Below are 12,981 nucleotides of genomic sequence, written 5' to 3' on the forward strand. Positions count from 1 at the left end.
TCGGCCGCCGCCCCCGACCACCCGAGATACCCCAGAAGGCATGGATCAACGACCCAGCCAAACGCCGGGAACCCACACCACAAACCTCATAGCGTCACGACCGTCTCACTGGACTTGAAATCTTCCGTGGTGCTCTCGTTGTTCCAGATGCCACGGAACGAGCCCGTCTCGAAGCCGGTGTCCAGCATGTTCTTCAGGTGGAACCGCACCTTGTCGGCCACACCGCGCTTCTGCGCCTGGTCGTTGGCGAAGGCGACCTGGGTTTCGGAGATCGAGATGCCGTCCACCTGGCACCCGAACCGCCGGTTGGCCACGATGCTTCCCCCGCCGCGGCCCGACCCGGAGTCCATGAGCCGGTCATCGGGCGTGATGGCGCCGAGGTGGTCGGCGAGGAAGTCCGCCTGGGCGCACTCCAGACGGTGCATCTCCTTGATGGTCCGTTCCTCGCGCGTATCCTCCGGCCCTTCGAGGACGGACCAGTCCACATCGCCGATGCCGTAGTGGTGGTGGTAGGTGCCGTCCACGTCGCCCAGGAGGAGGTTGACCGGGTTCTTCTCCGCGTTCCAGTACGAGGCGACGGACCGCTGGTAGGGGCTGGCGAGGACGGGGGAATCCTGAACGGTGGTCATGGCGTGTCCTTAAGGGTGTGATGCGGTCCAGGAGGACCGGGCGGGGCGGAGATGGGGTGGATGGTGCGGATCAGGGTGAGGAGGGGCTGTTGTAGCGGGCACTGGTGGCATGCCATTCCTTGCTGCCGCCCATCCATGCCCACAGCCCTTCCAGGAAGCGCCGTAGCTGGGGGGATCCGGCCGCGCTGAGGACCGCGGCTTCGGCTTCGATGGTGTGCATCAGCTCGTCATGGATCTGTGCCGCGCGGTTGACCGCCTCTTGCAGTGAGCACTGCTCCTCGGCGGCGATGAGGTTGGGCAGGTTGGTGTCGGTGGGGTCCTCCTTGTGCATCGAGTACAGATCGTTGAGAAGGACGTTCGCGGTGGCGGCGAACAGGTACGTGCGGCGTAGGCGCGGATCCGCGAACTCGTGGGCGGGAAGCTCGTAGCCGCCGATCGGGTCGATCAGCACCATGCACGGGAAGAAGGCGTTCTCGTAGCGGTGCAGCAGGTATTCCCAGACTGCTGGGGTCCGCCCGGAGGCACGCCATTGCGCCTCGTGCGAGTAGCCCACGAACATCACGGCCAGCTCGTGGCGGAGCCGGGCCACCTGCGTGGCGCTGGCGATGTGCGAGAGGTGGTCGAGGCAGGAGCGGAAGGCCCGCAGAACGGGTTCCTTCTGGACGACCTGCTCGAACTGCGCCATGTAGCGTGCCGGGAGCCGGACCGGGTCGACCACCGCATGGGTCAGGGCCAAGCGCGGACCGAGCAGTTCCGGTGTGGTGTCCTCTCCCTCGTCGACCCAGTGGTCGTCCACGGCCCATTCCGCCAGGCCGCACCGGGCCGCCACCAACAGGCGGTCGGGGTCGTCGCAGTCGGGATGGGCGAGCATGAACAGCCGCCCGAACTGGTGCGACCGTAGCCGCTCGAGCCGTCCCTGAAAGAGCCCGACCTCCTCGGCCCAGGCAACCAGCCGGTTGTTGACCTCCTCTCCGAGCGCAGGATCGTCGCGGACGGCGTCGGGGCAGTGCAGCGGCGGTACGCGGGGGGAGCTGTCCGCGTGCTGCGTACGGACGGTGTCGGGGCCGGTGCCGGCAGGGGCAGGGAGCCGGTCCTTGCCCCGCTGGTGCGCATCCACGGGGTACGCATGGGGGAGGCGGGCGGCGGCGGTGCCCAGCCCCGTCGGGCCGGGAAGGGCGTACCGCAGCGCCTCGCCCAGCGCGGGCGCTGCGTCCCGTGCCGCGGAATCGGCTTGGGGCCGGGGTGTCCGCCAGCCCAGCCCGGGCGGCGGGGCGCCGTTGAATGGGGGCATGGCTGTCTCCTTGTCGACGTGCTGGAGGGTGCCGATCGCGTCGGCGGGTATGAGGGTCGCTACCTGGCAGCAGACGCTGTCAACACCTGCACGCTGCACGCCTGTCGGCCACTTCCGTCTCCGAGGACTCAGGGCTGGTGTTGTCCCGGAGAGAGTTCCGAACGCGACCGTCTAGTCACGCCAGTTGGCGACGTTGACGTTCTCCAGCACACCGAGCGCGTCGGGGACCAGGACGGCGGCGGAGTAGTAGGTGCTGACGAGGTAGCTGATGATGGCCTTCTCGCTCATGCCCATGAAGCGCACGTTGAGGCCGGGCTCGTACTCGTCCGGGATGCCGGTCTGGCGCAGGCCGATGACGCCCTGGTTGTCCTCCCCGGTACGCACCGCGATGATGGAGCTGGTTCGCTCCGGACTCACGGGGATCTTGCCGCAGCTCAGGATCGGCACGCCGCGCCAGGCGGGGAAGGAGTGGCCGTTCAATTCGGCGAGGTCCGGGTAGAGGCCCTTGCGGGTCCATTCGCGGCCGATGGCGGCGATGGTGCGGGGATGGGCGAGCAGGAAGCGGGTGCCGCGGCGGCGGCTGATCAGTTCGTCCAGGTCGTCGGGGAGCGGCGGGCCGGCGTGCGGCTGGATCCGCTGGTCGTAGTCGGCGGCGTGCAGAAGCCCGAACTCGCGGTTGTTGATGAGCTCGTGTTCCTGGCGTTCGCGCAGCGCCTCAATGGTGAGCTTGAGCTGCTCCTCGATCTGGTTCATCGGTTCGTTGTAGAGATCGGCGACCCGGCTGTGCACCCGCAGCACGGTCTGGGCCACGCTCAACTCGTATTCGCGCGGCGCGAGTTCGTAGTCGACGAAGGTGCTGGGCAGATCCGCCTCGCCCTTGTGGCCCGACGCCAGCTCGATGGCCGCCTCACCGCGCTTGTTCACCCGCTGGCGGGGAATGGCCCGGAACGCCTCCACGTGCGCGCGCAAGGGTGCGGACTGGTCGGCGAGGGCTTGGAAGTCCTGCCGGGGCAGGGCCAGGACGGTGGTGGTGGTCGCGGCCCTGGCGGTGAACTCCCAGAGGTTCTCGGCCTGCAGGAGGCCCTGTTCGCCGAAGTGGGACCCGTCGGCGAGGACGCCGAGACGATTCTGCTCGCCGTACGATCCCTCGCTGAGCTTCTCGACCTTGCCGTGGGCGATCAGGTAGAGGGTGTCGGCGGGCGCTCCCGCCTCGGCCAGGAGCTCGCCGGGGGCGAACTCGCGTTGCGTGAAGCGGTCGGCGAGCGCGGTGAGCACCGCGGGGTCGTCGAACGCGCGGAGCAGCGCGATTTCCCCCAACTCGGCCGGGATGACCCGCACTTGTGAGCCGGTCTTGACGAACGTCACCTTGCCGTCGCCGACCGAGTAGGTCAGTCGGCGGTTGACCCGGTAGGTGCCGGCCGAGACATGGACCCAGGGCAGCATGCGCAACAGCCAACGGGAGGAGATCCCCGCCATCTGTGGTGCGGACTTGGTGGTGGTCGCCAGATTCCGGGCGGCAGCGGTGTTGAGGCTTGTCTGTGCCGGGCCGTTTTCCGAGGCGTTGACATCGGCGTCCTGGCCCGCAATGACCGACATGCGTTGTCCCTTTTCGCTGGAGATTCCTGGAGATTCCCGGAGATTCGCTGCAGGGCGGGGATGCGCGCGCTCATTTTCCACCGTGGCACCCCGGACTGGCCGTTTCCGGATCGAGTGAGATCGAGTGGGGATCGAGTGAAGCCTTTCCGATCACGACCGGATCTGGTGACGGGCACCCCGTGACGCAGGAGCTCCTTTCCAATGCGCGGGCGGAGCAAGCGTGGAGGGCCTCAATACTGCTCGAAGGAGTGAACTCGACCCATCCAGACCTCCGTTGGCCCCATTCGATGCAAGCCGGCAGAGCGCTGGTTGCGTTCGCCGGGACCGTCAGGTTCGCGCAGCTCGGCACCGGCTTTCGGGTATCGGCCGGCGCTGTCTGGCAGTGGCTCAGGACGATGCGGATGCAGGCGCTCATGGCGAACTTCTGTTCGCTGTGGCTGCGGTGGGCCCGCACAGCCGCCAGGAACCGTGCGGGCGGTCCGGCCGGGCATGCTCCGGTGTACAGAGCGGTTGAAGCGCGGGCCGTGGACAGAGTGGTGACCGCCAGGCCTTTAGGTCCAGAGCCGAAAAGCTGGCGCCGACTCCTGAGATCCGGAATCGTCACCGCATCAGGCCGTCCTGCCACGGGGGCAGGACGTCCTGCCACGGACCCAGGAGTAACCGGTGATCCGCAGCACACGTCGCCGTATCGCCATGACCGGTGCGGCATTCGTCCTTGCCACAGACACCGCGGTCGGAACCTCCGGCAGCGCCCAGGCGAGCGCTACCAGCGGGGACGTCTGCGGTCCCACCACGAGCGCCTAGATGTTCTGTCCCGTGAGGTTGGGGACGCGGCGCCCGAGTCGACCTGCGGGCTGGGCGCCCGCGGCGCGGCCTGTGTTCCGTACGGCGCAGCCGACGCCGACTTCACCTCCCAGCTGGTCGACGTCCTGGCCGACCACGACGACGCGCTCCTCGCCGCCTACGTGACGACGAGACGGCACTCTCCTACCGGATGGCGGGTCCGGTTGCCGTCGCGGTGGCTGGTGATCAGTCCGGCGTGGCGCAGGGTGGTGGCGTGCTCGGAGGCCGAGGCCAGGGAGATGTGGGCTTGGATCGCCAGGTCGCCGGTGGTGAGTCCGGGGCGTCCGGGTCGCCGTGCGCCAACCCCCGCACCCATCCGGGCAGTGGGCGGTCGGTGGCGAGCCGCTCCAGGTCGGCCACGATCTGCCTGCCGGGATGCGAGCGGATGACGTCCAGCGCGGCGGGCACCACTGTGGCATCGCGGTAAGGGGTGAGGAAATCCGGCACCCAGCCCTGGGAGGGCACCAGATCCCACAACGGCCGCACCTCAGCGGGCAGGCGCCCACGCAGACCCCGCCGCCGCTGCCCGAACTGGGTCTCCTGATCGGTTCGGCGCAGCGCCTGCAGGCTCAACACCGCCTCACCCATCTTCGGGAAGGACTCTGCGACCAGCAGTACCCGGGCCAGGTCGTCAGCAGTGAAATGAAGCCGCAGCACGCGTCTCCCCCCGCAGCAGACTGCGCCCCGGTCCGCCGGGGCGCAGTCATTATCGGCCGGCACAGCCCGCTGGGGCTACGGGGCTGTTTCGGGTGAAACCGAAACAGCGTGCGACCGGGTGCCCGCGCGGCCAGCCTTGAGGTCGAACGCAGCGTCGCGGTGCGGACGGCAGGAACTTCCTGAACAAGCAACGTCCAACAAGGAATGCCGTACGGCGAGCACGTGTGCTTTCCAGGCACGGGCCGGGCACGGGGCCGGCCCGAGCCGGCAAGGAGCACTCATCAGGGCCCCGGGCTTCCCTGGGACCATTCGAATGGGACCGCGGGCCGGTTGGTTGGACGGCGGCTCACCGAAGACGGCGACCGTGGCGTCAGTACTGGACGCGATCAGCCGTGCGGGAGGCATGTGGCGCCGGCGCCGGGCGTCAGGCGCCGGGCGTCAGGCGTCGGCGGACCGGAGCTTCGCCATCCGGTTCGGTCCGATCGATGAGCCGGGGTAATCGCCGGGGGACCGGCAAGATGTTGCCATGAAACGAGATCGTCGCCGCCTCCGGCAGGCGCGGACCCACCGGCACGAGCTCCGGCCGGAGGTCGTGCCCGCCCCTGTGCCTGTGGATGTGCCGCCTGTCCTGGAGGAGCCGTCCGCCGTCGCGGTGCAGCACGAACAGGACTGCTGTGACGCCGACCTCAGCAGGCGCATCATGCTGGGCGGGACGGTTCTCGAGACGCGCACGCATGAGCCGACGTGCCCCGTGTGGTCGGCTCGCTGACCTGGGAACTGGGGCAACCGGTCCGGGAACCGGTGTCCGCCACTGATACGGCCGGTTCGTACCCCTGGCACTCCACGTCGTTGCGCACCGGTTTTCGCGTGCGCCCCGAGCGGGCGGACGGCTCCCCGGTCATCGCGGGCCCGACCACCCCTGCTTCCCCCACATGGCCCCGCCAGGCTTGCTCGTCGCGCGCGGCCCGCCTTGGCTGGGTATCAGGCTGCTCGGTGCACTGTCGGCGCACCTGGAACGCGCTGCTCCGAGAGATCTGCTCCATCCCTCCGGAACCCGGCCACCGGAATCCGCCGCGCGACAACCGGTGCCCGCGGTACGACGGCTCGTCACCGGTCCCACCGGGCTGGGGACGTCAGCTGCCCGGATCGCTCCGCCGTACGGTGCGAGCCCCGCCGCGGTGGGCACGTCCGCCGTGAAGGTACCGGCCGGGACGTCCGGCGGCGGCGTATCCATGCCTGAGCTGTACTGCCCCGAACCGGTCCGTGACGACGCAGCCCTCGGCGAGGAGATCAATGAACGGCTGGTCGCCTGGGCTGCGCAGGTCGGGATCCATGCCGGGCAGCTCGACGGTTTGCGTGCCGCTGATTTCGGTCGCCTGATCATGCTGATCTATCCCGGCACCGATGATCCCGATCGGCTCCTGGCGACGGGGACCTGCGTGCTGGCAGCCTGGGCCGTGGACGACTACTACTGCGACGACGAGTCCGCCGGCGCCGCGCCGGGGCCACCCTCCTCGTCGAGGAGGGTGGCCGGTGGTGCTACTTGGCGGGCAGCTGGTCGACGAGCCACTGGCAGAGTTCGCTGGTGATCTCGGTGTGGCCGGTGTTGTCCGACGAGGTCTTGCAGGCGTCGAGCGCGAAGCGGCTCGCGTCGAGTTGGTCGACGTTCAGCTGGAGGTCCTGCTGACTGCCGAGGTCGACGTCCGTGACGGCCAGGGCGCTGATCGTCGGGACGAAGTTGATGATCGGATACGGCGCCTCGGCGCCCTGCCCGGTGAGCGCGTTGAAGGTCTCGGCGGCGATACCGAACGAGTCCAGCGTGCCGCCCGCGGCGCTGTCGAGTTCCGGGTAGCCGGAGGTGCGCTTGTAGGTGGGGAGGTTGAGGGTGCAGAGCTTGGCCACCGTCTTGTTGTCTCCGCCGGCTTGGAGGTAAAGCTCCGTCCCGATGTACAGACCGTCGGTGACCTTGAACGCGGCGGTCCCGGGCGGGTTGCCGTTGCCCTGGCCGTCGCCGCGGCCGTTGGCCACACCGATCTTCACCGGCCGCATCGGCCAGTCGCCCATCCGCCGCAGCCGCTGCAGGAACTCCGTGCGGTCCGGGTGCTCCACCGGATCCGCGGCCAGGTTCTCCTTGTGCCGCCACAGCATCTGCCGGGCGGCGGGGCTGTCGATCATGTCGGCCAGGCCGGAGTACAGGGGCTTGATGTAGTACGCGAAGGACTGGAGGCTGATCGGGATCCACGCACCCTGGTGCGGGGTGTCGAAGGAGAAGTAGTGCGAGGTGCGGTGGTCCGCCCGCATCATCTCGAGCTTGACCAGCGCGTAGCGCATGATCAGGCCGCCCATGCTGAAGCCGCCGACGACCAGGGGGGTGTCCGTCACGGACTCGGCTGACGTCCGCATGATGCACTGCGCCGCGACGTTCGCGTTGTCGTAGATCGAGGCGGTGCAGTCGCGGTAGCCGAGGATGACGACGTCGTAGCCGCGCTGGTTCAGCTCGTTGACGAGGGGGTAGCTGCCGGGGTCGTTCAGCCCGAGGTAGAGCCCGTTGCGGTCGGTCTCGCCGGGGTGGAAGCCGTCCGAGAGGATGATCGGCTGCTGGACCTGGTCGTGGCCTTGGGCGAAGTAGACCCAGCCCCAGCCGCCGTCGAACTCCCACGTCCGTTCCGGGACGCGGATGCCGCCTCGCGGCGTGGGTTGGGCCTGCGAGGAGCCAAGCGGGTGGACTGCGAATCCGGACATGGTGGAACCCCTTCCGATGGATGGTGCTTCCGCTCATGCGTGGTGCTTCCGCTCGCTGAACGTAGTCACGTTCTGACAGAAGGCAATGGGCGAGGGCGGGGTTCCACCGTTTTGGCTGGAAAACGAGGGAGTTGAGGGGTCTGGGAGTGGACGGCACGAGTCGGGACGATTACCTGCGCAACGCGGCGAGGGGCACGGTTCGGTTACGGCTCCTCCGCCAGGGGCTCTACCAGGTCGGGAGTGTTGTTGCGCACGTTCCCCACCGCGGTGGCCACGGGCCACGATCGCATCCTGCCCGGCTCCGGGGTGTCCAGCAGGGCACGGGCCTCCCGCAGATCGGTCACCGTCGGGTCCAGCCACTCGCACCAGCGGTCCGCCGGCAGTATCACGGGCATCCGGTCGTGGATGCGCGCCAACTCCGGCTCGGCGGCGGTGGTGATGATCGTGCAGGTCGTCAGCCAGGACGTCGGGTCCTCGCGCGGCAGCCGCGGGTCACGCCAGAACTCGTAGAGGCCCGCGAACACGATCGGCGAGCCGTCCTTCGTCGTGATGAAGTACGGCTGCTTCTTCCCGCCCTTGGCCGTCGGAGTCAGCCACTCGTAGTACCCGTCCGCCGGAATCAGGCAGCGGCGCTTGGCGAGCGCGGTCCGGAACGACGACTTCTCCTGGACCGACTCCACCCGCGCGTTGATCATCCGAGCCCCGACGCCGGGATCCTTCGCCCACGACGGCACCAGCCCCCACCGCGTCCGCAGCTGCCGTTCCAGCTCGCCCGTACCGCGGTCAGGGCGCTCCAGTGCGGCCCAGACCCCATCGGTCGGCGCGACGTTCCAGCTCGGTGGCAGGACCTCTTCGGGATTCCACCGCGTCACCTGGAAGAGCGCGACCAGGTCCTCCGGGCGCCGGCTCGACGCGTACCTCCCACACATGCCTTCCAGTCTCCCAGCACCCACGTTTCTCGGGGGCATCCCACGGCGGGCGGTCGGCGTCGGTCGCCGCCGCAGCGGCCGCCGCCCCGGATGTCACCCTCTTGATCAGCAATGCCGGTGTCTTCACCCACCAGAACCTCATCGCCGGAGCCCCCGAGAGGATCCGGCTGGAGATGGACACCAACTACTTCGGCACGCTCAACGTGGGGTCGCCCGTCCGGCCCGGTTGCCGCCGCTGCACGCCGATCGACCCCGGTGGTCCCGGCGGCGGGTCCTGTGCCAACATGATCAGGGGGCTCATCGCCGGTGCACGATGGGGACGCTGCCAGGTCAGTCGTGCTTGCCGACCTCGATGGGCGGCAGGGCGCGGACCTCGTCCCTGGTCAGGTTCAGTCGGACACCGTCTGCCACGCTGGTCACCGCGCCGATGGGGATGGCCACCTGCTTCTTGCCCCACAGGTGTCCCTCGTCGAGGAGCACATGGGTGACGTGGTGGTCCCGGGGGTCGACGACCAGGCCCTGGACTCGTCCGATGTCACCGTCCGTGGCGTGTACGTGTTCGCCGCGGCGTACCTGTACCTCGCCGGCGGGCACCCGGTCGTGGGTGGTGGCCTGAGGACCTTCGGCGTCCAGCGGAACGAACCCGCCCATCCCGGCAACCGCCCCGCCCCCGCCGATGCCGCCGATGCCGAGTGGGTAGTACGGCCACCAGAGGGACTGCCCGTCCGGATAGTCCAACTCGTCGTGCATGGCCGGCAGGAATTCGGTCTCCTTGGCGCTTTCCAGTGCGTTGAACTCGGACACGGTGCAGCGCAGCCGGATGCCCGGGACTGCCTCGTCATCGACGAGATCGACGGGTACCAGACGACCAGGCTCTCGACGGTGCTCCGGCTCGACGATGAGATGCGTCAGTTTTCGCGCCACAGGATCGATGATCACGCGTCGCAGCTGCCCGCACGCCCCGTCGCTACAGGTGACCTCTGCGCCAATGGCGTACCTGCTGGGTGTGTCCATGACCCTTCCTTCCCTCTCGTGCGTTCACGCACGATCGCGCCGCATTGCGCCGCGACTGCTGCCTACGCCTACCCGAATCCGTACCTGCCATCCCGTGGGGGAGACACCTGCGACCGCCCGCGGCGATGTGCGGGCTGCGGCGCGCGGGAGGCCGACGGTGCTTGATCCGGCCGCACATCACCCGCAGGGAGACGCAGCGTGCACCCCTCCCGCAGTTGCGGGCCGGAACGAACCTCGGACCGCCCCCCTCCAGCCACCGGCCCGGCCCCCCTCCAGCCACCGGCCCGGCCCGCCACCCGGACGGCCCCGCCGGGCCACCCGCCGTCTGCGCCTGGCGGGGGACGACCGAAACGGGTGCGTTACACGCGCCCGCCAGGGGGGAACGGATGCGTGCCGGCGGCCCGACCGGGAAGCTGCCGCACGAGGGGTGGTTCATCCCGAACAGGAAGTGGGACAACTCGATGGGTCATGGCACAGGCGTCATCGCGGAAACGTACGCCGGCAACCTGGTGGACCGCGCCCGCGACGTCATCACCGGACGGGGCTGGTCATGACCCCCAACCCGCAGCACCTGCAGCCGGGGCACAAGACCGCCCGCGATCTCATGACCCCCGGCGCGCACTGCATCGGCGAGGACGAATCCGTACTGCGCGCGGCACAGCAGATGATCGATCTGGGAGTCGGTGCCCTGCCGATCTGCGGCACCGACGGCGGCCTCAAGGGCATGCTCACCGACCGCGACATCGTCACCGCTCTCGCCCACGGCAAGGACCCCGCCACCACCCTCGCCGGGGAGCTGGCCCAAGGCGACGTGGTGACCATCCGCGCGGACGATGACACCGACCACATCCTGCGCACCATGGCCGCGCACAAGGTCCGCCGACTCCCGGTCATCGACGGGCACCGTCTGATCGGTATCGTCGCCCTGGCCGACGTCGCCCGCGCCCTGTCCAACCCCCAGGTCGGCCAGCTCGTGCACGCCCTGTCCCGCGACTGACGCCACTGGCGGCGTGCCCGCGTCCCATGCGCGGCCCCCGCGGTGCATGCGGGACAGCGGCAGCGGGCGTCCCGCCGCTGATCCTGCGCAGCCGTGCGGCCGGTCCGCACACGCGCGGAGCAGCAGCCAAGCCATCGGAGATCGGAGGACGACATGACGGTGCCACCCCCGCCGGGCCCGCCCGGCCCCACCCGCCCTGATCCCGTCCCGCCCACACCCGGGCCAGGACCCGGTCCGCCCGGACCCCAGCCCGGCCCGGGGCCAGGACCTGTTCCCGCGCCTGGCCCCGACCCGCTGCCTCCGCCGGTGCCGCGTCCCGAGCCGGACCCGATCCCGCCGCGTCCGGCACCGCCGATGCCAGGTCCGCAGCCCGGCCCCGCACCCGACCCGGTGCCGGCCACACCACCCGATAGGTGATCCCCAGCCGACCGCCCCGGGAACGCGCTTGGCACCGCCGGTAACACCTGCGCGACGCGTTGTCGTCCTGCAACGCCGACCCGGATGAACACGGGAGCCGGCGGTCGGGCCGCGGAGGGGCAGCGGTTCGGGCGACAAACCCAGCCCTGTAGCGCGCAGTTGACCGGGCGATGCCGTATGGAGGCAGTTGCCATAGCCCGCTGCGGCGGGGGTAGGCGACCGGAGGGAGGGAGCGGCACTCCACGGAAGGGATCGGACCATGATTCTCCTCGGGATACTCCTACTGGGCGTGGCAGGGGCTTTCACCGGCCTGCTGATCGCCTACAACCAATCCGGTGGTCCGGACACCACGGTGGTCCTCTTCGGCCACGACATCGCCACCATGAACACGCAGTCCGTCTTCCTGTCCGGGATCGCCCTGGCGCTGGCCTTCTGCCTTGGCTGCGCCCTCGCGCTGGGCGGCGGCACGCGGATGCGCCGACGTGCAGCCGAACTGCGCGAGGCCCGGGCGGAGGCCCGGGCGCAGGGCCGCAAGGCTACGGCCGCGCAGGATGCGTTGCGGGACCAGTCGGACGAAACCCCGCTGCTGCCACCCGAGCGCGGTGCCCCGGCTCCGAAACAACCCCGGCACCGGGTCCGCTTCGGTCACCGACCGGTGTGACGGCGTACTGAGGGCCTGAGCGCAGGCGGGACCGGGATCGGGACCGGGTCCGTCCCGGCGCAGCGCGCAACTTCCGTCATCTCACGCTGAGTTCGTTGACGTGACGGTTCGTCAAGTTCACGATGGGGAGGTGCTTCGAAGCTGCCTTCTGGGCCCGCAGAGCACGGCTACCAACCCGGGCACAGCCTTCGACGCCGACACCCAGCCGAGGCCCGGGGCGGACGGGATGCGCCAGTGGGACGAGGTCTCGAGCGCGCTGAAGGTTCTGATCTCTGGGACGTGGCCGGCGACCGCGACGCCCGCTGCACGTCGTCCGAGGCGGCCGCACTCACCACCGCCGAGCTCCTGAGCGGGACCGGGCCTACTACGCAGCCCATCGGCGCCCCGACGCGGTGCGCATGATCGGACTCGACGCGGCCGCGCATGCCATCGCCTACGCACGAGCCGTCGGCCTCCTGGATGAGGGGTTCGCCGAGAACCTGGAGACGGCGCCTCCCACCCCGGCCCTCCTGCGCGCCGCACAACCCGTGCCAGGCCGGGCTGTCCACGTAGTGGTTGTCGAAGCGCTCGGAGGAGTCCTTGATCTCCTGGAGGCTCGCCTCGCCGCGCATGACCCGGCCCAGCAGCCGCAGGTAGTCGAAGCGCGCCATGCCGGGCGTGAAGGCGAACAGGACGTCGGCCTCGTGTTCGGGGGCGGCGGCGAAGGCGTGCGGGGTGTTCGGCGGTACGAGAAGGAAGTCCCCTGCGTTCAGCACGGTGATCTCCTTGTCCACCAGCACCCGCAGCGCGCCGTCGATGACGAAGAAGAGCTCGGCGGCGCGGGTGTGGAAGTGCGCCGGTGCGCCGACGGCGCCCTTGGCGAAGGTGGAGCGGTAGCTGGTCAGCAGACCGCCGGTGGTGTCGGAGTCGGCCAGCAGGGTCATCACGCTGCTGGGGTCACTCGTGGTCTCCGCCTCCGCGGCCCGGGTGAGAACTGCGGTGAAGTCGGCGTTCCTGCTGCTCATGGCGTTGGTCGTTCTGGCGCGTTCGCCTTCGTGGTGAGCACCACTCTATGAGGCCGAAAGACCCTGTGAGCAGTCAATGCCGGTGAGTTAGTGCAACGCTGCTGGTCAGACGCCTGAGCGCATGGGTTTCGATGGTTTCTTCCATGGTGACGTTGGGTAGCCCGTTGCGGTCTGGTGAGGGTTTGGACGACGGGCGGACAC

Annotated in this window: 12 protein-coding genes and 2 pseudogenes; 5 read left to right on the top strand and 9 right to left on the bottom strand. The window is 69.6% G+C overall.

The features are described from left to right. Nucleotides 1-128 precede the first annotated feature (128 nt). The 3 genes and pseudogenes from QMK24_RS39170 to QMK24_RS39180 all read right to left on the bottom strand — a co-directional run. Nucleotides 129-629, bottom strand: a pseudogene (locus QMK24_RS39170) (SAM-dependent methyltransferase); the annotation flags it as partial. 70 nt (nucleotides 630-699) lie between these two features. Next, on the bottom strand, nucleotides 700-1,920 hold the full coding sequence (locus QMK24_RS39175) for a family 2 encapsulin nanocompartment cargo protein terpene cyclase (protein WP_283471673.1): 1,221 nt from the start codon (nucleotides 1,918-1,920) through the stop codon (nucleotides 700-702). A 171-nt stretch (nucleotides 1,921-2,091) separates the two neighbouring features. Continuing rightward, complete coding sequence (locus tag QMK24_RS39180) at nucleotides 2,092-3,516, bottom strand: family 2B encapsulin nanocompartment shell protein (protein ID WP_283471674.1); 1,425 nt, start codon at nucleotides 3,514-3,516, stop codon at nucleotides 2,092-2,094. A 663-nt stretch (nucleotides 3,517-4,179) separates the two neighbouring features. Between QMK24_RS39180 and QMK24_RS39185 the strand changes: the two genes are divergently transcribed. Next, nucleotides 4,180-4,320 (top strand): hypothetical protein, encoded by a 141-nt coding sequence (locus tag QMK24_RS39185; RefSeq protein ID WP_283471676.1) that lies wholly within the window; start codon nucleotides 4,180-4,182, stop codon nucleotides 4,318-4,320. On the opposite strand, the gene QMK24_RS39190 is transcribed toward QMK24_RS39185, so the two are convergent. Both QMK24_RS39190 and QMK24_RS39195 read right to left on the bottom strand, forming a co-directional pair. Next, nucleotides 4,317-4,499 (bottom strand): hypothetical protein, encoded by a 183-nt coding sequence (locus QMK24_RS39190; RefSeq protein ID WP_283471677.1) that lies wholly within the window; start codon nucleotides 4,497-4,499, stop codon nucleotides 4,317-4,319. The two genes, QMK24_RS39185 and QMK24_RS39190, sit on opposite strands and share 4 nt — an antisense overlap. Nucleotides 4,500-4,545: 46 nt before the next feature. Further along, nucleotides 4,546-5,016: a hypothetical protein gene (locus tag QMK24_RS39195; RefSeq protein WP_283471678.1), complete on the bottom strand. Its 471-nt coding sequence runs from the start codon at nucleotides 5,014-5,016 to the stop codon at nucleotides 4,546-4,548. A gap of 1,232 nt (nucleotides 5,017-6,248) precedes the next feature. Here QMK24_RS39195 and QMK24_RS39200 point away from each other — a divergent pair. Further along, the gene (locus QMK24_RS39200; protein WP_283471680.1) at nucleotides 6,249-6,605 is read left to right on the top strand and encodes an isoprenoid biosynthesis enzyme family protein; all 357 of its coding nucleotides are present in this window, start codon (nucleotides 6,249-6,251) and stop codon (nucleotides 6,603-6,605) included. Here QMK24_RS39200 and QMK24_RS39205 read toward each other — a convergent pair. From QMK24_RS39205 to QMK24_RS39215, 3 genes are all read right to left on the bottom strand, one after another. Beyond that, nucleotides 6,556-7,758: an esterase/lipase family protein gene (locus QMK24_RS39205; protein WP_283471681.1), complete on the bottom strand. Its 1,203-nt coding sequence runs from the start codon at nucleotides 7,756-7,758 to the stop codon at nucleotides 6,556-6,558. The genes QMK24_RS39200 and QMK24_RS39205 overlap by 50 nt on opposite strands. Before the next feature lie 203 nt (nucleotides 7,759-7,961). After that, nucleotides 7,962-8,687 carry an SOS response-associated peptidase gene (locus QMK24_RS39210; RefSeq protein ID WP_283471682.1) on the bottom strand — a complete coding sequence of 242 codons (726 nt, stop codon included), beginning with the start codon at nucleotides 8,685-8,687 and terminating at the stop codon, nucleotides 7,962-7,964. Between the two features lie 330 nt (nucleotides 8,688-9,017). Continuing rightward, nucleotides 9,018-9,701: a PRC-barrel domain-containing protein gene (locus tag QMK24_RS39215; RefSeq protein ID WP_283471683.1), complete on the bottom strand. Its 684-nt coding sequence runs from the start codon at nucleotides 9,699-9,701 to the stop codon at nucleotides 9,018-9,020. Nucleotides 9,702-10,087: 386 nt separating this feature from the next. Here QMK24_RS39215 and QMK24_RS39220 point away from each other — a divergent pair, with 386 nt between their 5' ends. The 3 genes from QMK24_RS39220 (at nucleotide 10,088) to QMK24_RS39230 (ending at nucleotide 11,776) form a co-directional block, all read left to right on the top strand. Beyond that, nucleotides 10,088-10,255, top strand: a complete 168-nt coding sequence (locus QMK24_RS39220; RefSeq protein ID WP_283471684.1) for a hypothetical protein — start codon at nucleotides 10,088-10,090, stop codon at nucleotides 10,253-10,255. Next, entirely contained in the window at nucleotides 10,252-10,698 is a 447-nt protein-coding gene (locus tag QMK24_RS39225; RefSeq protein ID WP_283471685.1) for a CBS domain-containing protein, read from the top strand. Before QMK24_RS39220 ends, QMK24_RS39225 begins: the two co-directional genes overlap by 4 nt. Before the next feature lie 676 nt (nucleotides 10,699-11,374). After that, entirely contained in the window at nucleotides 11,375-11,776 is a 402-nt protein-coding gene (locus QMK24_RS39230; RefSeq protein ID WP_283471686.1) for a hypothetical protein, read from the top strand. A 512-nt stretch (nucleotides 11,777-12,288) separates the two neighbouring features. Here the strand turns inward: QMK24_RS39230 and QMK24_RS39235 are convergent. Continuing rightward, nucleotides 12,289-12,780, bottom strand: a pseudogene (locus QMK24_RS39235) (cupin domain-containing protein); the annotation flags it as partial. Nucleotides 12,781-12,981 lie beyond the last annotated feature (201 nt).

It is taken from the genome of Streptomyces sp. PH10-H1 (assembly GCF_030063355.1).
GTDB lineage: Bacteria > Actinomycetota > Actinomycetes > Streptomycetales > Streptomycetaceae > Actinacidiphila.